Raw genomic sequence first — 23,919 nt, 5'->3', positions numbered from 1 at the left:
AGGGGACTTTCGATGAAGAAACTGCTGCTAGGCTGCGCTCTGTCCGCACTCGCCGCCTCTACTGCCCAGGCTCAATCCACGGGTTCGATCGATTTCGAAAGCGAGATCGTGGTGACCGGCGCGAATATCGACAAGGGCGTGGGTGGTATCGTCGCCCCTGATACCTCGAAGGCCAAGGCCGTCATCACGCAGGAATTCATCACTCGCCAGACCCCGGGTCAGTCGGTGAACGACCTCATCAACCAGCTTCCCGGCGTCAGCTTCCAGAACAACGATCCGTTCGGATCGGCGGGCGGCAAGATGTTCATTCGCGGCTTCGACAATACGCGCATCTCACAGACCTTCGATGGCATCCCTCTCAACGACACCGGCAATTATGCGCTCTATTCCAGCCAGCAGCTTGATTCGGAACTGATCGAGCAGGTCAACGTCAACCTCGGTACGACCGATGTCGACGCACCGACCGCCGCCGCTTCCGGCTCGACCGTCAACTATCGTACCCGCACGCCCACCGACGATTTCCACGTTCGCGCGCAAGGGTCGGCGGGGCGCTTCGATTTCTTTCGTATCTTTGGTGTCGTCGATACCGGCGTTTTTACGCCATGGGGCACGAAGGCGTTCCTGGCTGCCAGCAAGTCGTCGAACGATGCGATCTTCGGTCACTATGGCAAGATCGATAAGAAGCAATTCAACGCCAAGATTTATCAGCCGCTCGGCGATAACGGCGACTTCATATCGATCGCCGGCCATTATAACGAAAGCCGCAACAACTTCTTCGGTTCGGTGCCGATCCGTGTCGACACCACCCAGTCACCGATCAATGCCGCACCGCGTCTCCCAGGGCCCGATGCAGGTAACCGTTTCCCGCTGACCCGCGACGAGCGCTTCTACACCACCGCACGCTGCACCATTCCCGCCGGAGTGGCGGGCGTCGCCGATGCCGCTAGCGGTTGCGGTTCCTCTTTCGACTATCGAACCAATCCTTCGAACACCGGCAATATTCGTATCAACTCGCGCTTCACGCTTAGCGACAAGCTGACGCTGACGGTCGATCCGAGCTATCAATATGTGAAGGCCAATGGCGGCGGCACGTTCGTCGCCAGCGAGAGGACGACCGCGATCGGCGGCGGGAACTATACCGGTTTCATCCAGGCCGCCTCGTCATCCAACCCGTCCTACTTCTTTGGCCGGGATCTCAACAATGACGGCGACGCGCTCGATAGCGTGCGTATTCAGGCGCCCAGCCAGACGCGCACCGATCGCTTCGGCCTGATCGCTTCGCTGCGTTATGATCTGGACGACAGCAATACCTTCCGCGTCGCGTACAGCCTCGATTATGGCAAGCATCGTCAGACTGGCGAGAGCGGGTTGCTCGACGATGCAGGGCGCGAAATCGCCTTCCCGGCAGACAATCCCCTGGCCGATGTTTCGGACAACGTCCTCAACAAGCGTGACCGGAAGTCGAAGGCAATCCTGAACCAGTTCTCTGCAGAATATCGCGGCCAGTTCATGGAGGACAGGCTGACGGTCAACGCTGGCGTCCGCGCACCATTCTTCAAGCGCGATCTGCAAAATAATTGCGCCACGCTCACCGTGTCGGGCAGTGTCGCCTGCTTCGGCGCAAACACCGCGGCGGCGGCTGCCTACGCGGCCGCCAATCCAACCGTTCAGGGCCCGCAGCGCCGCGTATTCAAATATGATAAGATCTTGCCGAATGTCGGCCTGACCTTAGTCGTCGCGCCGAAAGCCAGCCTTTTTGCGAGCTATTCCAAAGGTCTGCAGGTTCCCGGCACCGACAATCTATACAACAGCTTCTTCTTTGCCCGGACGGTCGCAGAAGCCAACCCTAGCCCCGAAACGACCGACAATGTCGACATCGGCATACGTTATCGCTCGGGCAAATTGCAGGCCCAGGTTTCGGGCTGGTACACGCTGTATCAAAACCGCCTGGCGCAGGCGTTCGATCGTGATCTGAACCAGAGCATCTATCGTAATTTGGGGAAGGTCACGAAATACGGCGTCGACGGCAGCATCGCCTATTCGCCGATTCCCGAAATCTCGCTTTATGGTTTCGGCTCGTATCTCAAGTCCAAGATCAAGAACAATGTCGACCTCACGGCGACCACGCAGGCACTGACCGCTGGAAAGCGGGAATCGGGCGCGCCGATCTATACTGCCGGCGGCCGGATCGAAGCCAATATCGGTCCGATTCAAGCCGGCATCCAGGCCAAGCGGACTGGTTCGCGCTACATGAATGATCAGAATTTGCCGGTTATCCAGACGGTCGTCATTGGCGGCGTCTCGACCCCTTATCAGGTATTTGGAGCCAAAGCGCAGGGCTATACGCTGGTCGATCTCGACGCTCGGCTGTCGCTCGAATGGGCCGGGCTCAACGATCAGACCTATCTGCAGCTCAATGTCACCAACCTGTTCGACAAGCGCTATGTCGGTGCTTTCGACGGTACGCTGCTCAACACCAACATCACTTTCGGGCAGATCGGTGCGCCGCGCACGGTGATTGGCACGATCGTCATTGGCTTCTAAGCCGATACGGCACGAACGTGGAAAAGCCCCGTCGCCAGCAGGCGGCGGGGTTTTTTCTGTGTCGGGAAGCCGCTAGTCCTGCGTCAGCAATTCAGGAGAGCCGCCAATGAAAACCCGTGCAGCCGTCGCTTTCGAGGCGAAGAAGCCTTTGGAGATCGTGGAGTTGGACCTCGAGGGCCCGAAGGCGGGCGAGGTGCTGGTGGAGATCATGGCGACGGGGATCTGCCACACCGATGCCTATACGCTCGACGGCTTCGACAGCGAGGGTATCTTCCCATCGGTGCTGGGGCATGAGGGCGCGGGCGTGGTGCGCGAAGTGGGCGCGGGTGTCACCAGCGTGAAGCCGGGCGACCATGTGATCCCGCTGTACACGCCCGAATGCCGCCAGTGCAAAAGCTGCCTCAGTGGCAAGACGAACCTGTGCACCGCGATCCGGGCGACGCAGGGCAAGGGGCTGATGCCCGATGGCACGAGCCGGTTCAGCTACAAGGGCCAGACGATCTTCCATTATATGGGCTGCTCGACCTTCTCGAACTTCACGGTGCTACCCGAGATCGCGGTGGCGAAGATCCGCGAGGACGCGCCGTTCCAGTCGAGCTGCTACATCGGCTGTGGTGTCACGACGGGGGTGGGCGCGGTGGTCAACACCGCCAAGGTGCGTGGGCGCGGGTGTCACCAGCGTGAAGCCGGGCGACCATGTGATCCCGCTGTACACGCCCGAATGCCGCCAGTGCAAAAGCTGCCTCAGTGGCAAGACGAACCTGTGCACCGCGATCCGGGCGACRCAGGGCAAGGGGCTGATGCCCGATGGCACGAGCCGGTTCAGCTACAAGGGCCAGACGATCTTCCATTATATGGGCTGCTCGACCTTCTCGAACTTCACGGTGCTRCCCGAGATCGCGGTGGCGAAGATCCGCGAGGACGCGCCGTTCCAGTCGAGCTGCTACATCGGCTGTGGTGTCACGACGGGGGTGGGCGCGGTGGTCAACACCGCCAAGGTGCAGGTCGGCGACAATGTCGTGGTGTTCGGCCTGGGCGGGATCGGCCTGAACGTGATCCAGGGTGCACGGCTTGCTGGCGCCAACAAGATCATCGGCGTCGACATCAACCCGGCGCGCGAGGAATGGGGCCGCCGCTTCGGCATGACCGACTTCCTGAACTCCAAGGGGATGAGCCGCGAGGACACGGTCGCGAAGATCGTGGCGATGACCGACGGCGGCGCGGACTAYACYTTCGACGCGACCGGCAACACCGAGGTGATGCGCACCGCATTGGAAGCCTGGGGGGTGGGCGCGGTGGTCAACACCGCCAAGGTGCAGGTCGGCGACAATGTCGTGGTGTTCGGCCTGGGCGGGATCGGCCTGAACGTGATCCAGGGCGCCAGGCTTGCTGGCGCCAATAAGATCATCGGCGTCGACATCAACCCGGCGCGCGAGGAATGGGGCCGCCGCTTCGGCATGACCGACTTCCTGAACTCCAAGGGGATGAGCCGCGAGGACACGGTCGCGAAGATCGTGGCGATGACCGACGGCGGCGCGGACTACACCTTCGACGCGACCGGCAACACCGAGGTGATGCGCACCGCATTGGAAGCCTGCCACCGCGGCTGGGGCACCAGCATCATCATCGGCGTGGCGGAAGCGGGCAAGGAGATCGCCACCCGTCCGTTCCAGCTCGTCACCGGCCGGAACTGGCGCGGCACCGCCTTCGGCGGCGCCAAGGGCCGCACCGACGTCCCCAAGATCGTCGACATGTACATGACCGGCAAGATCGAGATCGACCCGATGATCACCCATGTCATGGGCCTCGAAGACATCAACAAGGGCTTCGACCTCATGCACGCCGGCGAATCCATCCGCTCCGTCGTCGTGTTCTGATGCCCATCCTCCCCGCTTCGCCGGGGAGGATCTACACTGTCAGGCGGGTGGTGGCCTTTACCTCTTCCAGCACAGCATAGGTGCGGGTCTCGCGCACGCCGGGCATCGCGGTGAGGATATCGCCGAGGAAGCTGCGATAGGCGGCCATGTCCGACACGCGGACCTTGAGCAGATAGTCGAAGCCGCCCGCGACCATATGGCATTCGAGGACCTGCGGCACGCTGCGGACATGGTCCGAAAAGGCGGTGAACACATCGTCGGTGGTTCGGTCGAGCAGGACTTCGATGAAGATCATCAGCGCCTGGTCGAGCTTCTCGGGATCGAGCAGCGCGGTATAGCCGGTGATCACTCCGCGCTCGCGCAGCCGCTTCACCCGGTCGAAGCAGGCGGCCGGCGACAGGCCGCAGCTCTGGGCAAGCGCCTGGTTGGTGATCCGCCCATCCTCCTGCAAAGCGCGCAGCAGGCGGCGATCGGTCGCATCAATCGGAACATGCTTCGGTTCATGTGGCATAAAACTGAAGTTCCTTCGAATTGAAATATAATAATACGAAGCACATTCGACACAATAGGTCATATCATGTGGTTTCATCGGCGAATGACTGCCGATCCCGGAGGCTGTGATGGCAAGCGTGATATCGAACTGGGACATGATCGACGCCGGCAAATATGCCGATGAAGGCGCGGTCGTCCGCAGCCTGCTCGAGCGGCAGCCGCTGAGCGGCCGGGATCGCGCTGATGTCGTCGCCGAAGCGGCCGCGCTGGTCGAGGCGGCGCGCGGTGCCACCAAGAAGCAGGGGGTGGTCGAAAGCTTCCTCCAGCAATTCTCGCTCGGCACGCGCGAGGGGCTGGCGCTGATGTGTCTCGCCGAGGCGCTGCTGCGCACCCCCGACGCCGATACCCGCGACCGGTTGATCGCCGAGAAGATTGGTTCGGCGGACTGGGCGAGCCATCTCGGCCAGTCGGACAGCCTGTTCGTCAACGCCTCGACCTGGGGGCTGATGCTGACCGGCAAGCTGATCGACGTCGACGACGAGGCGAAGACCGATCTCGGCGGCTTCCTCAAGCGGGTCACTGCGCGGGTCGGCGAACCGGTGATCCGTCAGGCGGTGTCCGCTGCAGTAAAGATGATGGGCGAGCAGTTCGTCCTCGGCCGCACCATCGGCGATGCCCTGAAGCGCGCCAAGCGCGAGGGATATCTCTGCTCGTTCGACATGCTCGGTGAGGGCGCGCGCACCGCCGCCGACGCCGCGCGCTACGAGAAGATATATGCCGACGCGATTGAGGCGGTCGGCAAGGCGTCGAACGGTGCGGGGCCGGAGCTTGGCCACGGCGTTTCGGTCAAGCTGTCGGCGCTGTGCCCGCGCTATGAGGCGGTGCAGGAGGCGCGCATCTGGGAGGAGCTCTATCCGCGCATGAAGCGGCTGGCGCTGATCGCGGCGCGCTATGACCTCAACTTCGCGATCGACGCCGAGGAGGCCGACCGGCTGGTGATCTCGCTCAAGATGATCGAGCGGCTGGTGAATGAGACCGAACTGGGCGACTGGAAGGGCCTCGGTGTCGTCGTCCAGGCTTATCAGAAGCGTGGCCTGTCGGTGATCGAGGCAGTCCGAAAACTGGCCGAGGCCAGCGGGCGGCGGATCATGGTCCGCCTCGTCAAGGGTGCCTATTGGGACAGCGAGATCAAGAAGGCGCAGGTAGCGGGCCGCCCCGATTATCCGGTGTTCACCACCAAGGCGGCGACCGATCTGTCCTATCTGGTCTGCGCGAAGGCGCTGATCGACGCTTCCCCTTCGCTCTATCCGCAATTCGCCAGCCACAATGCCCACACCCTCGCGGCGGTGCGCGGGATGGCCGACGGCGCGGGCGCGACGATCGAACATCAGCGGCTACACGGCATGGGCGAGGCGCTCTATGCCGCGGCCGGGAAGCGCTATGGCGATCTGCGTCTGCGCGCTTATGCGCCGGTCGGCGGGCATGAGGAACTGCTGCCCTATCTGGTCCGCCGTCTGCTCGAAAATGGCGCGAACACCAGCTTCGTTCACGCCTTGCTCGATGAGCGCGTGCCCGCGGATCTGGTGGTGGCCGATCCGGTCACCGTGGTGGCCGGGCATCCCGATCGTCATGCCCGGATCGCCTTGCCTGCCGACATCTATGGCGCGCGGAGGAACCCGCTTGGCCGCGACTATTCACTGATTGAGGAGCGGATCGCCATGGCGAAGGCCGTCACCCTGGTTGCTGGTGAACGTGAGACGGCAGGGGCGATCGTCGAGGGACGGCTGGTTCCTGGCCCCGCGCAGCCGGTGACGAGCCCCGCGGACCGCAGCCGGGTGATCGGCCATGCCGCCGATGCCACCCCTGCCGATGTCGATCGCGCGATCGCCGCCGCGCGTAAGGCGCAGCCGGGATGGAATGCGATCGGCGGCATGGGGCGTGCGCCTGTCCTTCGCGCAATGGCCGATGCGTTGGAGGCGCAGACCGACGCTTTGATCGCGCTGCTGTCGCTCGAAGCCGGCAAGACGCTGAACGATGGCGTGGCCGAGGTGCGCGAAGCCGTCGATTTCTGCCGCTATTATGCCGACCTGGCCGAGCGGCAGTTCGGCGCCCCGACGATTCTGCCGGGGCCCGTCGGCGAGGTGAATCAGCTCGAGCTTTCGGGTCGGGGCATCTTCGCCTGCATCAGCCCGTGGAATTTCCCGCTTGCCATCTTCACCGGCCAGATCGCCGCTGCGCTGGCGGCGGGCAATGCCGTCCTCGCCAAGCCCGCCGAGCAGACTCCGCTGATCGCGGCGCGCGCTGTGCGGCTGTTTCACGCCGCCGGTCTTGATCCAGCGCTGCTCGCACTGTTGCCCGGCGACGGCGCGACGGTCGGCGGTGCGATCGTCAACCATGCGGGGATCGATGGGGTCGCCTTCACTGGTGGCACCGATACCGCCTGGGCGATCAACCGCCAGCTGGCCGCGCGCAACGGGCCTATCGTCCCCTTCATCGCCGAGACCGGCGGCCTGAACGGCATGTTCGTCGATACGACTGCGCTCAAGGAGCAGGTCGTCGACGACGTGATCATGTCGGCGTTCGGTTCGGCGGGACAGCGCTGTTCGGCACTGCGGCTGCTGTTCCTGCCTAAAGACAGCGCTGATGAAACCATCGCGACGCTGAAGGGAGCGATGGACGCGCTGGTGATCGGCGAACCGAGCGATCCGTCCACGGATGTCGGTCCGGTGATCGATGCCGAAGCCAAGGCGGCGCTGGCCGCGCACAAGCTGCGGCTGGAGCGCGAGGCCAGGATTCTCCACAGCTGTACCGCTCCCGAGGACGGCGACTTCTTTGCTCCGCTGATGGCTGAGATCCCATCGGCCGATTTCCTTGAGCGCGAAGTGTTCGGCCCGATCCTGCATGTCGTCCGTTATGACCCCGCCGATCTGGCGAAGGTCGCGGGCGGTTTGGCTGCGCGCCGCTATGGCCTGACTCTGGGCATCCACAGCCGTATCGAACGCTTTGCGGAGGAGGTTCGCGCGCTCGTTCCAGCCGGCAATGTCTATGTGAACCGGTCGATCATCGGCGCGGTGGTCGGGGTGCAACCCTTCGGCGGCGAAGGCCTGTCAGGCACCGGCCCCAAGGCGGGCGGGCCGCACGCCCTGTTGCGCTATGCCACTGAGCGGGCGCTGTCGGTCAACATCACCGCGCAAGGGGGCGACCCGGCGCTGCTCAACCTGTGAAGCCACCGGAACGCCGCGCGCGTTTCGCATCGCGAAGATTAGGAGGCGTCCCAGCAGGCCGCAATCGCAGGTGCCGATATTTTGCATGCAGGTCGCCCCTATTCTTGTCCCGGGGCCTATTGCATGACTGCATGACGGGCGCGTGACAGTGGAACGGCGGGGATGGAGCGGCGATGCTGATCATGACGGTGGCGGGCGGGCTGCTGGGTGCGATCGTCGGCAGTTTCATCGCGACGATCGTGATGCGCTGGCCGCAGGGGCGATCGGCGGTGGCGGGGCGTTCGGCCTGTGACGGATGCGGCGCGCCATTGCCCCCGATCCGGTTGATACCGGTTGCCAGCTATGTGGCGCAGCGCGGCCGGACTGCCTGTTGCGATGCGCCGGTCGACCGCATTCATCTGCTAACCGAAATAGCCGCGGCGATCATCGGCGCGGCGAGCGTGGCCGTCTCGGTCAATGTCTTCTCCGCACTGGCGGGCGCCATCTTCGGCTGGCTGCTCCTCGCGCTGGCGCTGCTCGATGCGCGCCATTTCTGGTTGCCCGATAAGCTGACCTTCGTGCTGGCGGCTACGGGGCTGGCTGCGGGCGTTGCCGGACTGGCCCCGTCCTTTGCCGACCGGTTGATCGGCGGCGCCGTGGGCTTCCTGCTCTTCGCCGGCGTCGCCTGGGGCTATCGGCTGCTGCGGCATCGCGACGGGATGGGGGGCGGCGACGTCAAATTATTCGGTGCGATCGGACTGTGGCTGGGCTGGCGGATATTGCCCTTTGCCCTGCTCGGCGCGGCGCTCGTGGGGCTGGTGTGGAGCCTGGTGCAGATAGGGCGCGGGCGACGGCTGACGGGATCGTCGAGCGTGCCCTTCGGCACCTGCCTGGCGATCGCGGCATGGATCGGCTGGATCAGTGCCGAAGCCGCACTGTTTTGACCTAAACCGGAAGCGGGCTAAAGGGGGCTATGGCAATTTTTCCCCGTCTTCTTCCGCTTCTGGCTGCGCCGTTGATCCTGGCGGCAGCCAGCCCGGGCGACGGCGATTTCGCGCTAGAGGCGCTGCGTGCGGAAGATGCGCGGGTTGCCGCCGTCGCCTATCGAATCGCTGTCGGTAATCGCGACCTCTGCCCCCGCCAGTCGCCTTGGTTCGGGCTGGTGGTGCACGAGTTGCGCCAATATGCGCCGCGCTATCGCCCTGCTGCCGCGCGCGTATTCGATCTAGGCCCCGGGCCGGCGGTGGAACTGGTTGTTCCCGGCGCCGCCGCCGATCGCGCCGGAATGAGGGCCGGAGACCGGATCGTAGCGATCAATGGGGTCAAAATCGCCATCACGCCGCTGAAAAAGCGCGAAAAGACCGACTATAGCGGGGTCGAGCGGGTAATGGCACGGCTGGCCAATGCCAGCCGTGCGGGGCCCGTCCGCGTCACCCTCGAACGTGCTGGGGCGCTGGTCGACCATGACATAACGCCCGAGCGCGGATGCCGGTCGCAGGTACAGCTCGAAACAGCCGATGCGAACAATGCTGGGGCGGACGGGATGATGATTTCGATCGGCGTGGAGGCCGCCGCTGCGGCGAAGGACGACGATGAACTGGCCGTGTCGATCGCGCACGAGATGGCGCATAATATTCTGAATCACCGCCGTCGGCTCGATCGCGCCGGCGTGTCGCTCGATGAGCGGTCGCCCAGCCCGGATGGGGCGCGCGAAATCCGCAAGACCGAGGACGAGGCCGATCTGCTCGGCCTCTACCTGATGGCGCGAGCCGGGTTCGATATCCACGTCGCGCCCGCTTATTGGGAAAGGCTGAGCGGGGCAGGCGATGCGACCCATGCCGGCGGCGCAGAGCGGCGGGCGATGACGCAGGCCATAGTCGACGATATCGATGGCAAAAGGGCCAGGGGCGAAGCCCTGGTCCCGCCGATCGCGATTCCGGAGTTTTAGATGGGTAAGCCTGGGGCCGCCGAAGCAGCGGGGTCTTGGCGGAGATCAGAACCGCGCTAAGGTCCGCTCATGGTCAAGCAGTCTCCTCCGGCCGATGAAACCGGCCTCGACACCATATCGAGCGCGCCGCAGGTGGCGGAGCGCAGCCTGGAGCGCGCGCTGGGCATACAGATCCGTCAGCTGCGGCGGCAGCATGACCTGTCGGTGTCGGACCTCGCCTCGGCGGCGGGTATCTCGAACGGAATGCTGTCGAAGATCGAGAATGGCGGCATCTCCGCATCGCTTTCGACCTTGCAGGGCATAGCGGTTGCGCTCAACGTTCCGCTGTCGTCGCTGTTCGCCTCGTGCGAGGAACGGCAGGACTGTTCCTATGTGCCGGCGGGGCAGGGGCTGACGATCGAGCGGCGCGGTACCAAGTCGGGTCATGTCTACCAGCTGCTCGGCCATGTCCTGCGCGGCGATGTGGTAGTCGAACCCTATCTGATCCTGCTGCGCGAAAACGCCGTCGCACACACCAGCTTCCGCCATAGCGGGGTCGAGTATATTTTCATGATCGAGGGCGAGGTGATCTATCGCCATGGTAGCGAGCGCTACACACTGCGCGAGGGCGACTCGCTGTTGTTCGATTCGGGAGCCCTGCACGGTCCCGAGACGCTGGTGAGCCCGACGAGCCGCTACCTGTCTATCATCATCTATCCGCGCGGCGACAGCTGAGATTTTTCCGGCCGTCGTGTCGGATCGCGGCTCTCCCGCGCGTCGTTGCATCGCAAGTGATGGAGAAGCCGATGCTGTATGCGATCCTCTGCTATGATTCCGAAGAGGTGGTCGGGGCCTGGAGTCACGAAACCGAGGCTGTGGTCATGGATCGGCTCGGCGCGGTGCAGGCGAAGCTGGCAATGCAGGGGCGGCTCGGGCCAGTTGCGCGGCTGATGCCGACCACCGCTGCGACGACGGTGCGCAAAGGTACCGAGCCGCTGGTGCTCGACGGGCCCTTTGCGGAGACCAAGGAGCAACTGCTCGGCTTCTATGTGGTCGATTGTGCGAATCTCGAGGAGGCGATCGCAGTGGCGAGCGACCTGGGCCGCGCAAGCGGATCGGCCGGAGCGCACGAAGTACGCCCGCTGATGCTGTATCGGCCGGGTGACGTCGCCGCGGCGTCATGACCGATCTCGCCTGGATCGACGCGGCGCTGGCGTCGGCCCGGCCGCGTGCGGTCGCGGCGCTGCTGCGCTATTTTCGCGACATGGACATGGCCGAGGAGGCCTATCAGGAAGCCTGCCTGCGCGCGCTGGCGAAGTGGCCCGAGCAGGGGCCGCCGCGCGACCCTCCCGCCTGGCTGATCCTGGTCGGCCGCAACAGCGGGATCGATAGGCTGCGGCGATCGAGCCGGGAAACCGGGTTGCCGTCCGATGATCAGCTATCCGATCTGGACGATGCCGAGGGAGCGTTGGCCGACCGGCTCGACGAGGGGCAGTATCGCGATGACATTCTGCGGCTGCTGTTCGTCTGCTGCCATCCCGATCTGCCGGCGACGTCGGCGATCGCGCTGGCACTGCGGATCGTATCCGGACTGACCGTCGCGCAGATCGCGCGCGCCTTCCTGGTCGGTGAGAAGGCGATGGAGCAACGCATCACCCGCGCCAAGGCGCGAATCGCCGACAGCGGCGTGCCCTTCGAAACACCGGGCGCGATCGAGCGCGCCGAGCGGCTCGGTGCGGTCGCGGCGATGGTCTATCTGATCTTCAATGAAGGCTATTCGGCGAGCGGAGCGGAGGCGGGGGCGCGCGAACCGCTGTGCCGTGAGGCGATCCGGCTCGGCCGATTGCTCGTCCGGCTGTTCCCCGCCGAGCCCGAGATCACCGGACTGGTCGCGCTAATGCTGCTCCAGCATGCGCGCAGCGCGGCGCGGCTCGATGGCGACGGGCAGGTCGTCCTGCTGGAGAATCAGGATCGCAACCATTGGGACGCGGCGGCGATCGCCGAAGGATTGGCATTGCTCGACAAAGCGATGCGGCACCGCCGACCGGGGCCTTATCAAGTGCAGGCGGCGATCGCGGCGCTTCATGCTCGCGCGAAGACCGCCGATGAGACCGACTGGGCGCAGATCGAGAAGCTCTACGCGACACTCGAGCGAATTCAGCCCTCGCCGGTGATAACTCTCAACCGCGCGGTGGCGCTGGCAAAGCTGTCCGGGCCGGAAGCCGCGCTGGACCTGATTGCGCCGCTGGGTGAGCGACTCGATGGTTATTTCTATTTTCACGGCGCGCGCGGCGCCTTTCTCGATCAGCTGGGCAGGACCCAGGAAGCGCGGGAGGCTTTCGGCCGGGCGATCGGGCTGGCCGGATCGGCCGCAGAAGCCGCCTATATTCGGCAGCAACTCGATCGGTTGTCGACCGCGCCGATGTAGGATCGGCCCCGGCCCGATCGTCGTATCGGCACAGCCAAGGAGAAAGAATATGCATGAGCTGAAGCTGACCCGCCTGATCGACGCTCCGCGCGAGACGCTGTTCCGCTGCTGGACCGATCCCGCGCTGATCCCGCTCTGGTTCTGCCCGCCGCCCTGGGGCGTGTCGCATGTCGAGAACGACGTCCGCGCGGGTGGTTCCAGCCTGATCGTGATGAAGGGTACCAATGGCGAGGAGATGCCTAATCCCGGCGTTTATTTGGAAGTGATCCCCAACGAGAAGCTGGTCTTCACCGATGCTTATACAAGGGCGTGGGACCGTCCGAAAAGCCGTTCATGACGGGCATCCTCACCTTCGAGGAGGAGGATGGCAAGACCCGCTACACCGCCCGCGTGCTCCACTGGACTGCCGAGGACAAGGCCCAGCATGAGGCAATGGGCTTCGAGCAGGGCTGGGGCATCGCGACCGATCAGCTGGAGGCGCTGGCCAAGCGAATTTAGCGCTTTGGCTGTTTCAGCTTTGTTGAAACGCACATCCGCGTGAGCGGATCAAAATAATAGGGGGTGGGCTGGCGATCAACGACCGGGGGGTGTCGGATCGCGCTCCGGGGGCACGGTGCCCACCCCCGGCCCCGCCGCAGGGAGAGGCGGGGCAGCTCTGATTCAGTGCAGCGTCGCGCGGGCCCGACCGCCAAGATAGGCGAGTAGGCCATAGGCCTGGCCGTGCGAAAAGCCCGCGTCGACGAAGCGGCGCACGTCGTCCTCGCCGACATCGCGTGGATGATGGCGAACCAGCGATGCGAAGCGGCGCAGATTTTCGAGACGGGGATCGGCGAGCGGGCGAGCGAGGCGGATGCCCAATGCCCATTCGACGAAGCGGCCGAAGCGTCCTTGCGGATTGATTTCCTGCCGCGCGTCGATCCGCTCGGCGAGGTCGATCACCCGCAATTCGGTCGGCGAGAAACGGCCGACATCGGCCGCGCTGGCGCTGCGGGCTTCACCCGCGAGCGGAGAGAAATCGAGATAGGCCATCGCCCGCCTCCTGAAGAAATGTAACTGATCGGTACGTTGCTGATCTGCACGTACTGATCGGTTACATATTCGTCAAGCGGCAGGCTTTGGTTACAGCAAAAGATAATCTGTCAGCCCCAATAAAAACGCACCGCCGGAAGGGACCGGCGGTGCGCAAGTTGGTTGGGGTTGGGGATATCGGTGCCGCGATGGGCGAGCAGGCAGGCGGCGAACCGCCTCCCGTGCCATCGTCTTAGAAGTCGAGCTGGGTACGCAGGGTAACCGCGTCGACGCCGTATTTGTGCTGGAAGCCAGCCGGAGCGGGGGTCACGAAGCCCGAGAAAGCGCGGGCCGAAGGACCACCGGAGATATCCGAGTGGGCATATTGCAGCATCAGCTTCACATAATCGATCGGCAGCCAGATCAGGCTGGCTTCGTAACCCTTGGTCACGCCGCCATTGATGTAGGTCATGCCGGTGCCGCTGAGCACGGTGCCGGGAGCAACGCGATCGTTAAGGTCGGTGAAATCGGCGCGGGCGTTGATCTGCCACGCGCCCATGCCGCCGTCGGTGATCGGATGGAGCACCTTGGTGCGATCCCACTTGCCGCCCTTATAGCCGCGCGTTTCGCCGGTCAGATAGTAACCGACTTCGACATAGCCGGTGCGGAACTTGGGATCGGAGAGAGCGAAATTTGCGGTGCCGGTGGCGTTGTTGATGCCTAGCACGGTGCCCGGAGCGATGCTGCGGACCCACACCTGCTGATATTCGCTGGCGAAGTGGAACGACTTATAGATCGCCGCCAGTTCGCCGCCCAGGATGTCGTCGCCCTTGGCCGCGATGGCGCCGGTGTCGACGAAGCGCTCACCCGAAACCTGGGTGTAGGGACGCTGGCGATAGCGGATGTTCTGCGCATCGGTCGGTGCCTGGCGATGCTGGAACTGGAAGCCCAGATGCGCCTGGACGCCGCTGATGACCGGCGAATAATAGCCGCGGACGCTGGCCTGCCAGCCGGTGCGGGCGACGTTCGCATTGGCGACGTCCTCCGAATAGATACCGGCGGCGAGCGACCACAGGCCGGCCGGATCGGTGTAGGCGACGGTGCCGCCGAGGCGACGGCCATAGCCCAGCGCGTCGGTGTTGCCGGCGCGCTCCATGAAGGTGGTGAATCGGTTGCTGGTCAGCAGTTCGAGGCTCGACAGCGGATATTGATGGCCGACCGTGATGCTCCACGGGCTGCCCGGCTTCTGGTAGCTGATCACCATGTCTTCATAGTTGACGCCGCCCTGCGACAGTTCGAGCTCGAACTTGTAGCCGAAGCCGCCCGGGATGCTGCCCTCGGCGCCGACGATCAGACGGCGGGCGCGGGTGTTCCAGCCCAGATTGTTGGTGTTGACGCCCGAACCGGCGCTGGTGCCGGAGACCGCGACGGCGCCCGGGATCTTTTTCGGCAGCGAGACATAGCCCGCGTCGAACTGAATCACGCCCTTGGGCTTGAAGCTCCAGCCGGCGGTGTCGACCCATTGCGGGGCACCCTTCCAGCTCGGCTCCGCCTTGGCGGTGCGGGCGCTGAGCGCTTCGATCTGGGCCTGCAGCGCGTCGACCTGCGCCTTCAGGAACTCCATTTCGGCGGCCGCATCGGGCTTCTCTTCGGCCACCTCGACCGCCGAGTCATCGGCAGCCGGGGTTTCCTGAGCCTGAGCTGCGCTGGCGAAAGCCAGCGAGCTCGCCGCGATCAGCAGCAGATGAAGATGATTCTTCACGTATATTCCCCCTTCAAAACAGGATGTTGGTTACGCCGTGGTTACTTGACTTCGGCGGGATTGAGCGGCGTCAGCGCACGCGCGGCGGCTGCGGCCTTGGCGCGGATCGCGGTCGGGGCCGCGATCATGCCGCGCTTGACCAGATAGCCCTGCGGGCCCCACGCGGCTTCCTTGGTGAACTCGGTGATGTAGGCCCTGATCGCCGGAATGGCGCGGACATGGGCGTTCTTCACATAGACGTAGAGCGGACGGGCGCCCGGATATTTGAACGACGCGATCGAGTCATAGGTCGGCGCGACGCCGTTGATCGAGATGCCCTTGAGCTGCTTCTCATTCTCTTCGAGATAGGAGTAGCCGAAGATGCCCACGGTGCCGGGATTGCTCTCGAGCTTCTGGACGATCAGGTTGTCATTCTCGCCGGTTTCGACGAAGGCGCCGTCCTCGCGCATCGCGGTGCAGATCGCCTTGAACTTGTTTTCGTCGCTTTTCTTCAGCGCGACCATTGCCGGGTTGGTGCTGCAGCCGGCGGTCATGATCAGCTCGCCGAAGGCGTCGCGGGTGCCCGAGGTGGGCGGCGGGCCGAAGGCGCGGATCGGGGTGGCGGGCAGGCTGCCGTTGACGTCCTTCCAGGTCTTCGCCTTGTTCGGCTTGCCGAACGGGGTCTTGGCGAGCGCCTTATAGATGTCGAGCGAAGTCACATTGGCGATGCCGGTCGCCTTGGCAGTCGCCAGCGCGATGCCGTCGATACCGACCTGGATCTCGGTGATGTCCTTGACGCCATTTGCCTGGCAGGTCTTCACTTCACCGGCCTTGATGCGGCGGGAGGCGTTGGCGATGTCGGGGAATTGCTCGCCCACGCCGGCGCAGAACAGCTTGATGCCGCCGCCGGTGCCGGTCGATTCGATGACCGGGGGCTTCATGGCCGGGTTGGCGCGCGCCAGACGCTCGGCGACTGCGGTCGCGAACGGATAGACGGTCGACGAGCCGACCGCGCGGATCTGCGAGCGCGCGGACGCGACGGTGGGAAAGCAAGCCAGACCAACGGCGGCCAGCGCCAGCGCCTTGTAACGGATATGCATTATCGTCCCCTTGGTGGAGAGGCGATCGACTCGCCTCGTGACGGGGGAGTCACTAGGAGCGCGCCGTGAAGCTATCGTGACGCCAATGTTACAACGCGATGACATCGCTTGTTGCGATGCGGGAAGTGCCTTGCCCGAAGCGCTATGTTTCGCGGGCTGTATTCCACCTGCAGGAATTGAGCACACGCAAAAAGACGCGACCGTTTCCGATCGCGTCCTTCGTAATATTCGAGTCGTCGAAGCCGGATCGATCAGCCGTAGCGGCCGGTGATGTAATCCTGGGTGCGGGGCTCGCGCGGATTGGTGAAGATGTCGGCGGTGCCGCCATATTCGATCAGTTCGCCAAGGTGGAAGAAGGCGGTCCGCTGCGAGATGCGGGCGGCCTGCTGCATATTGTGCGTCACGATCACGATCGCGAAGCGGCCGCGCAGTTCGGTGATCAGTTCCTCGATCTTCGCAGTGGCGATCGGATCGAGCGCCGAGCAGGGCTCGTCCATCAGGATCACTTCGGGATCGACCGCGATCGCGCGGGCGATGCACAGCCGCTGTTGCTGGCCGCCCGACAGGGCGGTGCCGCTCTCATGGAGGCGGTCCTTGACCTCGTTCCAGAGGCCGGCGCGCTGCAGCGACTTCTCGACGATATGGTCCATCGCGCTCTTGTTCTCGGCCAGGCCGTGGATGCGCGGGCCGTAGGCGATGTTCTCATAGATCGACTTGGGGAAGGGATTGGGCTTCTGGAAGACCATGCCCACCCGCGCGCGCAGCAGGACGACGTCCATGCCCGAGGCGTAGATGTCTTCGCCGTCCAGCTCGATGTTCCCGGTGACGCGGCAACCGGCGACGGTGTCGTTCATCCGGTTGAGCGTGCGCAGGAAGGTCGACTTGCCGCAGCCCGACGGGCCGATGAAGGCAGTGACATTGTCCTTGTCGACGTCGATCGACACGTTCCTGATGGCCTGTTTCTCACCGTAGAAGACGTTGACGTCGCGCGCCGTCATCTTCAGCGAGGCCGTGATTGCTGCTTCTTGCATGGTCGGGTTTACCACCGTCGTTCAAAATGGTTGCGAAGATAGATAGCGGTCGCGTTCATCGTCATCAGGAAGGCCAGCAGTACGATGATAGCGGCCGAGGTCTTTTCGACAAAGCCCCGGCTGACCTCGTCCGACCACAGGAAGATCTGCACCGGCAGCACGGTGGCCGGCTCGGTGAAGCTGGTGGGCGGCGACGAGATGAAGGCGCGCATGCCGATCATGATCAGCGGCGCGGTCTCGCCCAGAGCGCGGGCCATGCCGATGATCGTACCGGTCAGGATGCCGGGCATCGCGAGCGGCAGGACATGGTGGAAGACGACCTGGACCGGTGAGGCGCCCATCGCCAGAGCGGCGTCGCGGATCGACGGCGGCACCGCCTTGATCGCGTTGCGCGAGGCGATGACGATCACCGGCATCGTCATCAGCGCCAGGGTGAGGCCGCCGACGATGGGCGCCGAGCGTGGCATGTCCATGAAGTTCAGGAACACGGCCAGGCCGAGCAGGCCGAAGATGATCGAGGGCACCGCCGCCAGATTGTTGATCGAGACCTCGATCAGATCGGTCCAGCGGTTCCGCGGCGCATATTCCTCCAGATAGAGGGCGGCGAGCGTGCCGACCGGGAAGGCGAGCAGCGCGGTCACCAGCATGGTCAGCAGGGTGCCCTTGAACGCGCCCCAGATGCCGACGACGGTCGGGTCGGTCGAGTCCGAAGCGGTCAAGAAGGTCATGCTGAAGCCTGTGCGCACCGCGTCCTTGGCTTTCAGCGCCGCGAGCTGCTGCTTGGGCTCGGGCTCGTCAGCGCCTTTGGCGGCCTGATCGATGTCGACCGAGGCCGGTACCCATATGTCCGCCTTGCGGGTGATCAGCGTGGGATCGTCTCTCAGCGCCTCACGCAGCGACAGCCAGGCGCCGTCCGACAGCATCGACGGGCCATTTTCGCCCAGCGCTTCGGTCGCCGAGGTTGCCGCCAGGCTTTCTAGGTCGAGCGTGCCCAGCGCCTCTTCGGCGTTGGGGCCCTGGAGCGCCGAAGGCGTCACGCCCGCGCTGATGCTGGCGAAGTTCACCGGCACACGGATTTCGGTCTGCGTGAAACCGCCGATGCCGTTGTAGAACATCGTGACCAGCAGGAAGGCGAGGAACCCGCCTGACAGTGCGACGGCGAAGAAGCCCAGGCCGCGGAAACGGCGTTCCGACGCATAGCGGCGGGCGACCCGGCGCTGCATGGCTTCCGACCGCCAGCCGGTCGCGTTGATCGTCATCGGAGCGTCTCCATCCGACGGTGCAGCCAAATCACTCATATGCTTCCCGATATTTCTTCACCACGCGCAGGGCGATGATGTTGAGGATGAGGGTGACGATCAGCAGAGTCAGGCCGAGCGCGAAGGCGGCCAGCGTCTTGGCGCTGTCGAACTCCTGGTCGCCGGTGAGCAACTGGACGATCTGGGTCGTCACGGTGGTCACGCTGGCGAAGGGATTGAGGGTGAGGTTGGCGGCGAGGCCGGCAGCCATCACCACGATCATCGTCTCGCCGATCGCGCGGCTGACCGCGAGCAGGACGCCGCCGACCACGCCTGGGAGCGCGGCGGGAACGAGCACCCGGCGGATCGTCTCCGACGGGGTAGCGCCGAGTGCGAAGGAGCCGTCGCGCATGGCCTGCGGCACCGCCGCGAGCGAGTCGTCGGCCATCGAGGAGACGAACGGGATGATCATCACGCCCATGACGAGGCCTGCGGCCATCGCGGATTCAGACGATGCACCCGGGATGTTGGCCCAGGCGGCGAAGTCGCGGATCGCCGGTGCGACGGTCAGCGCGGCGAAATAGCCGTAGACCACGGTCGGCACGCCGGCGAGCATCTCCAGCGCGGGCTTCATCCACTTGCGCAGGCGCGGCCTGGCATATTGGGTGAGATAGATCGCACTCATCAGGCCGAGCGGGATCGCGACGATCATCGCGATGATCGCGCCGATGAAGATCGTGCCCCAGAACAGCGGCACCGCGCCGAAAGCGCCCGACGAGCCGACCTGGTCGGCGCGCAGCGCGGTCTGCGGGCTCCATTCGAGGCCAAACAGAAACTCGACCGGCGACACCTTCTGGAAAAACAGCAGCGATTCGAAGAGCAGCGAGATGACGATGCCGAAGGTCGTGAAGATGGCGATCAGCGAAGCGGCGATCAACCCGATCATGACGACGCGTTCGACTCGGTTCCTGGCGCGGAAATCGCGGCGCAGCCGGGTGAAGGCATAGCCGCCGCCGGCCAGCGCGAGCAGCCCGGCGACGATGCCGCCGAGCAGACCATATTGATCGTGCGCGGCGCGATAGACCGGCGCGAGCTGTTCGGCGGCGGGATTGAAGCTGGCCTCGACCGAGCCGTCGACCAGGCCGCGAACCTCGGTCAGCACCGCATCGCGCTCGATGCCCGGAGCCGGCAGTTGTGAAGCGGCGGGGACCGACAGCACCGCCTGCGTGACCAGATTGGGCTGGACGAAGGTCCAGGCGACGAGGAAGATCAGGGGAGGCAGGATCACCCACAGCAGCATATGCGCGCCATGATAATTGGGCCGCGAATGCAGGCGCTCTCCGCTCACGGGCGCGAAGCGGCTGGCACGCCCCCGTCCGAGCGCAAAAGCCACCGCGCCCAGCGCCAGCACCATCACAGCAATCATCGTGAATGACATAGATTTCTCTTTACGAAGACGCGGAGCATCGCGCCCGGGCGATCGGAAAGCACAATCAGGACCACCGCCGTGTCATCACGGAAAAGAACGGCGAATCCTGATTGCCCCAGCCCGATCACAGGCAAGGGGGTATTGGCGCTCAAGCGTTACGCTTTGTAGTCCCTTTTGTTACAGAAATATGACAGCCCATCAGAAGGGCTGCCACGCCCCCGCTGTCAGGCGGCTGACTGCGTCAATCCGGGACGGTCGCCGTGTAGCGGAACCCGCAATTCGCAACGCGTTCCACGGTCGGTCGTCGTTCCGCTGGCGATGGTATATTCAGCGGAAAGCGTGCGTGCGAGAACGTCGATCAGCTTCGATCCGGTGCCCGCGTCGCCGGTCGAGGGCCGGCCGACGCCATCATCCTCGATCGTGATAAGTGCGTCGTCGCCATCGGGGCGCAGCCATATCGCGACCGCGCCCAATCCATCGGGGAAGGCGTGCTTGGCGGCATTGGTCAGGCATTCATTGACGATAAGCGCGATCGCGACCGCGACCTGGGCGGGGACCTGGACCGGTTCGGCGTCGAAACTCAGCGTCACGCCGGCTGGAAGCATGCCTTCGCGGACGCGGTCGCAAATCTCGCGAAGGTGATCGTGCAGAAGGACGGTCGAGAGATCGGCGCTGCTGAGCGCCAGATTGCTGTAGGCGGCGGCCAGCGACTGGAGGCGTCCCGCGGCGCGCTGCAACTCGTCGCGCAGGCGGGGATCGTCCTGTCCTGCCGCCCGGGAGAGGAGAAGCGAGGCGGCGATCTGGAAGTTGTTGCGGGTGCGGTGGTCGACTTCCTTCAACGCGAGCGAAAGAAGTTCGACATGTCGCTCCTTTTCCTCCTGGAGCCGGGCTGATGTCGCGCGAAAGGCGGAGACCGCCCAGACGGTCAAAGCGACCGAGGCGGTGGCGACGAGCAGTCCTATCGCGTCGGGGGTGCTGATCACGAAGCTGCGCTTCACCGGGATGACGAAATACCAGGCGAGCAATTGGCATCCCGCCGTCGTGAGCAGGCCGGATCGCGCGCCCGCGACGAGGCTGGCGAAGATCGCGGCTGGGAACACGAAGGCATAGACGATCACGCCGGGCGTGAAGATGTCGACGATCGCGCGGCAGATGACTGCCAGGCCGATCGAAGCCGCCGCGACGACAATATCGGTCGACACATCCGGTTTCCGCCCGGCAAGCCGGTGCGGCAGATCGAGAATCACCGAAATCGTCCCTGCTCCAAGTTCGCCCGCCAGAAACTGGCGTGGCATGCCGCGTGCCCAATCACGACGCCGTCATGTTATCCTGCTATGGCATCGTGGGGAAGCCATTCCGGCAGCGGTTCTTTTCAGATCAGAACCCGGCGAGCCTCGCCTTGCGGAGATGGGCCATCGCTCTTCCCCGCAGGTCCGCAGCATATCCCAGTTGCTCCAGATAGGCCTCCGGGTCATTCGCCACCAAAGGGCTGTTGGCCTTCAGCTGTATCCAGGCGGCGCGCGCCCGGCCATAATCACCCAGCATGGCATAGCCCGCCGCGCTGATCAGATAGAAGCGGCTGTGGCGGCCGATGACCGGCGGCGCCATATGGGCGAGGGCCTCGTGCGCCATCGCCTTATCGTCGCGGCTGATCGCAAGCAGGAGGAGCGGGGCGTAGAAGCGCCCTTCGGGATTGTCGTCGAGCGCGATGGCCCGGCGGATCATTTCTTCGGCGCGCGGATCGCCGCAATCGAGCAGATAGACGCCGATATCCGCCAGCAGCGCGGGATCATAAGGCTGCACCTCGCTCGCCCGCATCGCAAAGCCGACCGCCTGGGGACAGGCCTTGCGGATCACGGCGATACGCGCGCGGGCGGCGAGCGCCCAGGGATCCTGGGGCGCGATCGCGGTGGCGATCTGCGCGTGGCGCCGCGCGGCTTGCAGCTGTTCGGCGCGATCACGCGGGTCGATATCCGACGCCACGGTGCGTTCGATCGCCAGCTGCGCCGCTGCAGCCTGCAATCCCGGATCCTCGGGATGTCGCTTCAGGCTGGCCTCGACGCAGGCCCGGACATGATCGCGCTCCGAATCGGTGCGATCCTTACGATAGCGGTGGTAGAGGAGGAAGCAGCTATAGCCCCGCGCCTCCAGACCGTTGCTCTCCTGAAGCTCGTGGGTGGCGACCAGGCCATTGACGCGCCCGATGCTGGCGATGACCGGCGCGAGCCGCCGATCGAGCTCGACGCCGTCGATCTGGCTTTCGGACGGAAGGCTGATGTCACCGGACCAGAGCAACTGGTCGGGCGACACGCGCGACAGCCGCAGGAACAGGCGCGGGTTCGCCCCACCGATCATGTCGGTGCTCAGCCTGTAGCGTGGCGGCGCGACGTGGGGATCGCGTATGCCCGATCGGCGCTGCGAACGCAGGTCATAAACGCCGGAACGGCTGAGACCGTTAAGGAGAGCGGCCCTCACCACATTGCCGAGCTGGCTTTCACGCGCCACGTCGGCGCTTGCGAATTCGAGGACCGGGCGTTCCTGCGCGGCGTCGGGCGTGGTGGTGCGCATCGGTACCATCCGGAACAGCACCGCAGCGATCAGCAGGACCAGCATCAGCAGCAGCGCGACATGCCAGCCGAAGGTCAGCGGGCTTCCCGGCAGCATCGGAATGCTTATATCGGCTGGTGCGCCAGCCTCCGCAACGGTGTTCGCCGGCTGGAGCGCGACGCGGTAGCGGCCACTGGGAATCGTCAGCCGAAGGCCATCGACCGGCGGCGTGACGTTGTAATAGCTATCGAGCATACGCCGCAGACGGCCGACCTGAACGCGCGGATAGCTGTCGGCACGGGCATCATAATCGGGCGCCCGGCCAAGCCCGTCGACCGCTACAGAATAGGCCTTGAGCTGGTCTCCGCGCCCGGCGGCCGTCTCGCCCACCAGGAAGGAGAGCAGCCGCTTCATGATCGGGGCGCGGGCGAAATCGGGCGATGCGATGACCGATTGCAGCTCCCGGCGCATCTTGTCGGCATCGCTGTCCAGAACGCGTGACACGGCCGCAGCCGGCTCCGCCTCGGTACGATCGATCGCCATGTCGCTGGTGTCGGTCATGTCGGTCAGCAGAAGTAGCGTTAAAACGCATTTGTGTCACCGCAGGATTTGAGCGGCTTTCCTACGACCGTTGTAACGGTAACAGACACGGATAGTCACTGCCCCGCCGCGCAATCCTGCCGCACCACCAGATCAGGCGATTAAACCCGCCCGGCGTTGGATGGCATGTCCTGACAGCGTGCGCTTCGGGTGACGTGCGCTGGCATCCTACCCCCAACAGGATGCCGGCGTTGCGGCCCGGAGGATATCGGCCGATCGTCCGTATGGCCCCCACCAGCGGACGGTCGGCCTTTCACTTTCCCCGATACGAACGGATCGGCTCTTCCAGCGTTGGACGAATCCGCTGCGGCCTGCGAAGAGGCGGCGCGACGGGATCGAGGAAAGACGCGATGGCGGACAGCATAGCCTATAAGATATTGACGTTGCCACAGTGGGCGGCGCTGGAGGACGGCAGCTTCGACGGAGCTCCGGTCGATCAGGCCGACGGTTATATTCACCTGTCGACGGCGGCGCAGGCCGCCGAGACGCTGAGCCGCCATTTCGCGGGGCAGACCGACCTGGTCATTGCGGCCGTCGATCTCGACGCCCTCGGCGAAGCAGTCCGTTGGGAGCCGTCGCGGGGCGGTGATCTCTTTCCCCATATCTATGGCCGCCTGACGCTCGATGTCGTCATCGCCTATGGGCCGGTCGAATATGAGACCGACGGAACGCTCAAACTCCCGGTCGCTGGATAGCCCGCCTTCAGGCAACTCTCGGACGCCGCCGTCGTTACCGCCTCGGACCGCCAAGGCGA

The 23,919-nt window shown here is 64.7% G+C and carries 20 protein-coding genes and 1 pseudogene; 12 read left to right on the top strand and 9 right to left on the bottom strand.

Annotated features, from left to right (window positions below):
• Positions 1–12: 12 nt before the first annotated feature.
• The 3 genes and pseudogenes from ASE00_RS06905 (at position 13) to ASE00_RS24420 (ending at position 4,421) form a co-directional block, all read left to right on the top strand.
• Positions 13–2,544: a TonB-dependent receptor gene (locus ASE00_RS06905; RefSeq protein ID WP_056378446.1), complete on the top strand. Its 2,532-nt coding sequence runs from the start codon at positions 13–15 to the stop codon at positions 2,542–2,544.
• A 106-nt stretch (positions 2,545–2,650) separates the two neighbouring features.
• A pseudogene (locus ASE00_RS23350) lies at positions 2,651–3,205 on the top strand (alcohol dehydrogenase catalytic domain-containing protein); the annotation flags it as partial.
• Positions 3,204–4,421, top strand: a complete 1,218-nt coding sequence (locus ASE00_RS24420) for a zinc-binding dehydrogenase (protein WP_414819831.1) — start codon at positions 3,204–3,206, stop codon at positions 4,419–4,421. The pseudogene ASE00_RS23350 and the gene ASE00_RS24420, both read left to right, overlap by 2 nt.
• 31 nt (positions 4,422–4,452) lie before the next feature.
• Here the strand turns inward: ASE00_RS24420 and ASE00_RS06890 are convergent, their stop codons facing one another.
• On the bottom strand, positions 4,453–4,932 hold the full coding sequence (locus tag ASE00_RS06890; RefSeq protein WP_056378443.1) for an Lrp/AsnC ligand binding domain-containing protein: 480 nt from the start codon (positions 4,930–4,932) through the stop codon (positions 4,453–4,455).
• Between the two features lie 109 nt (positions 4,933–5,041).
• On the opposite strand from ASE00_RS06890, the gene putA reads away from it, so the two are divergent.
• From putA to ASE00_RS24220, 8 genes are all read left to right on the top strand, one after another.
• Complete coding sequence (gene putA / locus ASE00_RS06885; protein ID WP_082594495.1) at positions 5,042–8,137, top strand: bifunctional proline dehydrogenase/L-glutamate gamma-semialdehyde dehydrogenase PutA; 3,096 nt, start codon at positions 5,042–5,044, stop codon at positions 8,135–8,137.
• A gap of 173 nt (positions 8,138–8,310) precedes the next feature.
• Positions 8,311–9,060 (top strand): prepilin peptidase, encoded by a 750-nt coding sequence (locus ASE00_RS06880; protein ID WP_156405299.1) that lies wholly within the window; start codon positions 8,311–8,313, stop codon positions 9,058–9,060.
• A gap of 29 nt (positions 9,061–9,089) precedes the next feature.
• Positions 9,090–10,064, top strand: coding sequence for a M48 family metallopeptidase (locus tag ASE00_RS06875; protein ID WP_156405298.1), 975 nt, complete (start codon positions 9,090–9,092; stop codon positions 10,062–10,064).
• Positions 10,065–10,133: 69 nt separating this feature from the next.
• Positions 10,134–10,778: a helix-turn-helix domain-containing protein gene (locus ASE00_RS06870; protein ID WP_056378440.1), complete on the top strand. Its 645-nt coding sequence runs from the start codon at positions 10,134–10,136 to the stop codon at positions 10,776–10,778.
• Between the two features lie 71 nt (positions 10,779–10,849).
• A complete protein-coding gene (locus ASE00_RS06865; protein WP_056379405.1) occupies positions 10,850–11,227 on the top strand; it encodes a YciI family protein in 378 nt (125 codons plus the stop codon).
• Positions 11,224–12,471: an RNA polymerase sigma factor gene (locus tag ASE00_RS06860; RefSeq protein WP_056378438.1), complete on the top strand. Its 1,248-nt coding sequence runs from the start codon at positions 11,224–11,226 to the stop codon at positions 12,469–12,471. The genes ASE00_RS06865 and ASE00_RS06860 overlap by 4 nt, the downstream gene beginning before the upstream one ends.
• A 49-nt stretch (positions 12,472–12,520) precedes the next feature.
• The gene (locus ASE00_RS24225) at positions 12,521–12,808 is read left to right on the top strand and encodes an SRPBCC domain-containing protein (protein WP_268801341.1); all 288 of its coding nucleotides are present in this window, start codon (positions 12,521–12,523) and stop codon (positions 12,806–12,808) included.
• The gene (locus ASE00_RS24220; protein WP_268801340.1) at positions 12,805–12,969 is read left to right on the top strand and encodes an SRPBCC domain-containing protein; all 165 of its coding nucleotides are present in this window, start codon (positions 12,805–12,807) and stop codon (positions 12,967–12,969) included. Before ASE00_RS24225 ends, ASE00_RS24220 begins: the two co-directional genes overlap by 4 nt.
• A 162-nt stretch (positions 12,970–13,131) precedes the next feature.
• On the opposite strand, the gene ASE00_RS06850 is transcribed toward ASE00_RS24220, so the two are convergent.
• The 8 genes from ASE00_RS06850 to ASE00_RS06815 form a co-directional block, all read right to left on the bottom strand.
• On the bottom strand, positions 13,132–13,500 hold the full coding sequence (locus tag ASE00_RS06850; protein WP_056378436.1) for a hypothetical protein: 369 nt from the start codon (positions 13,498–13,500) through the stop codon (positions 13,132–13,134).
• Between the two features lie 232 nt (positions 13,501–13,732).
• Complete coding sequence (locus tag ASE00_RS06845; protein ID WP_056378434.1) at positions 13,733–15,241, bottom strand: OprO/OprP family phosphate-selective porin; 1,509 nt, start codon at positions 15,239–15,241, stop codon at positions 13,733–13,735.
• A 41-nt stretch (positions 15,242–15,282) separates the two neighbouring features.
• Positions 15,283–16,320, bottom strand: coding sequence for a substrate-binding domain-containing protein (locus ASE00_RS06840; RefSeq protein ID WP_056378432.1), 1,038 nt, complete (start codon positions 16,318–16,320; stop codon positions 15,283–15,285).
• 251 nt (positions 16,321–16,571) lie between these two features.
• The gene (gene pstB / locus ASE00_RS06835; protein WP_056378430.1) at positions 16,572–17,351 is read right to left on the bottom strand and encodes a phosphate ABC transporter ATP-binding protein PstB; all 780 of its coding nucleotides are present in this window, start codon (positions 17,349–17,351) and stop codon (positions 16,572–16,574) included.
• An 8-nt stretch (positions 17,352–17,359) separates the two neighbouring features.
• Entirely contained in the window at positions 17,360–18,610 is a 1,251-nt protein-coding gene (gene pstA / locus ASE00_RS06830; protein ID WP_056378428.1) for a phosphate ABC transporter permease PstA, read from the bottom strand.
• A gap of 31 nt (positions 18,611–18,641) precedes the next feature.
• Positions 18,642–20,027: a phosphate ABC transporter permease subunit PstC gene (gene pstC, locus ASE00_RS06825; protein ID WP_056378426.1), complete on the bottom strand. Its 1,386-nt coding sequence runs from the start codon at positions 20,025–20,027 to the stop codon at positions 18,642–18,644.
• Positions 20,028–20,242: 215 nt separating this feature from the next.
• A complete protein-coding gene (locus ASE00_RS06820) occupies positions 20,243–21,313 on the bottom strand; it encodes a sensor histidine kinase (protein WP_235538557.1) in 1,071 nt (356 codons plus the stop codon).
• A gap of 82 nt (positions 21,314–21,395) precedes the next feature.
• Positions 21,396–23,126 carry a tetratricopeptide repeat protein gene (locus ASE00_RS06815; RefSeq protein ID WP_056378424.1) on the bottom strand — a complete coding sequence of 577 codons (1,731 nt, stop codon included), beginning with the start codon at positions 23,124–23,126 and terminating at the stop codon, positions 21,396–21,398.
• Positions 23,127–23,515: 389 nt separating this feature from the next.
• Here ASE00_RS06815 and ASE00_RS06810 point away from each other — a divergent pair, with 389 nt between their 5' ends.
• Positions 23,516–23,860 carry a DUF952 domain-containing protein gene (locus tag ASE00_RS06810; protein WP_056378422.1) on the top strand — a complete coding sequence of 115 codons (345 nt, stop codon included), beginning with the start codon at positions 23,516–23,518 and terminating at the stop codon, positions 23,858–23,860.
• Positions 23,861–23,919 lie beyond the last annotated feature (59 nt).

The organism is Sphingomonas sp. Root710 (assembly GCF_001429065.1).
Classification (GTDB): domain Bacteria; phylum Pseudomonadota; class Alphaproteobacteria; order Sphingomonadales; family Sphingomonadaceae; genus Rhizorhabdus.
Note: the sequence above shows the minus strand (reverse complement) of the source record. Positions and strands in the feature narration are given on the sequence as shown.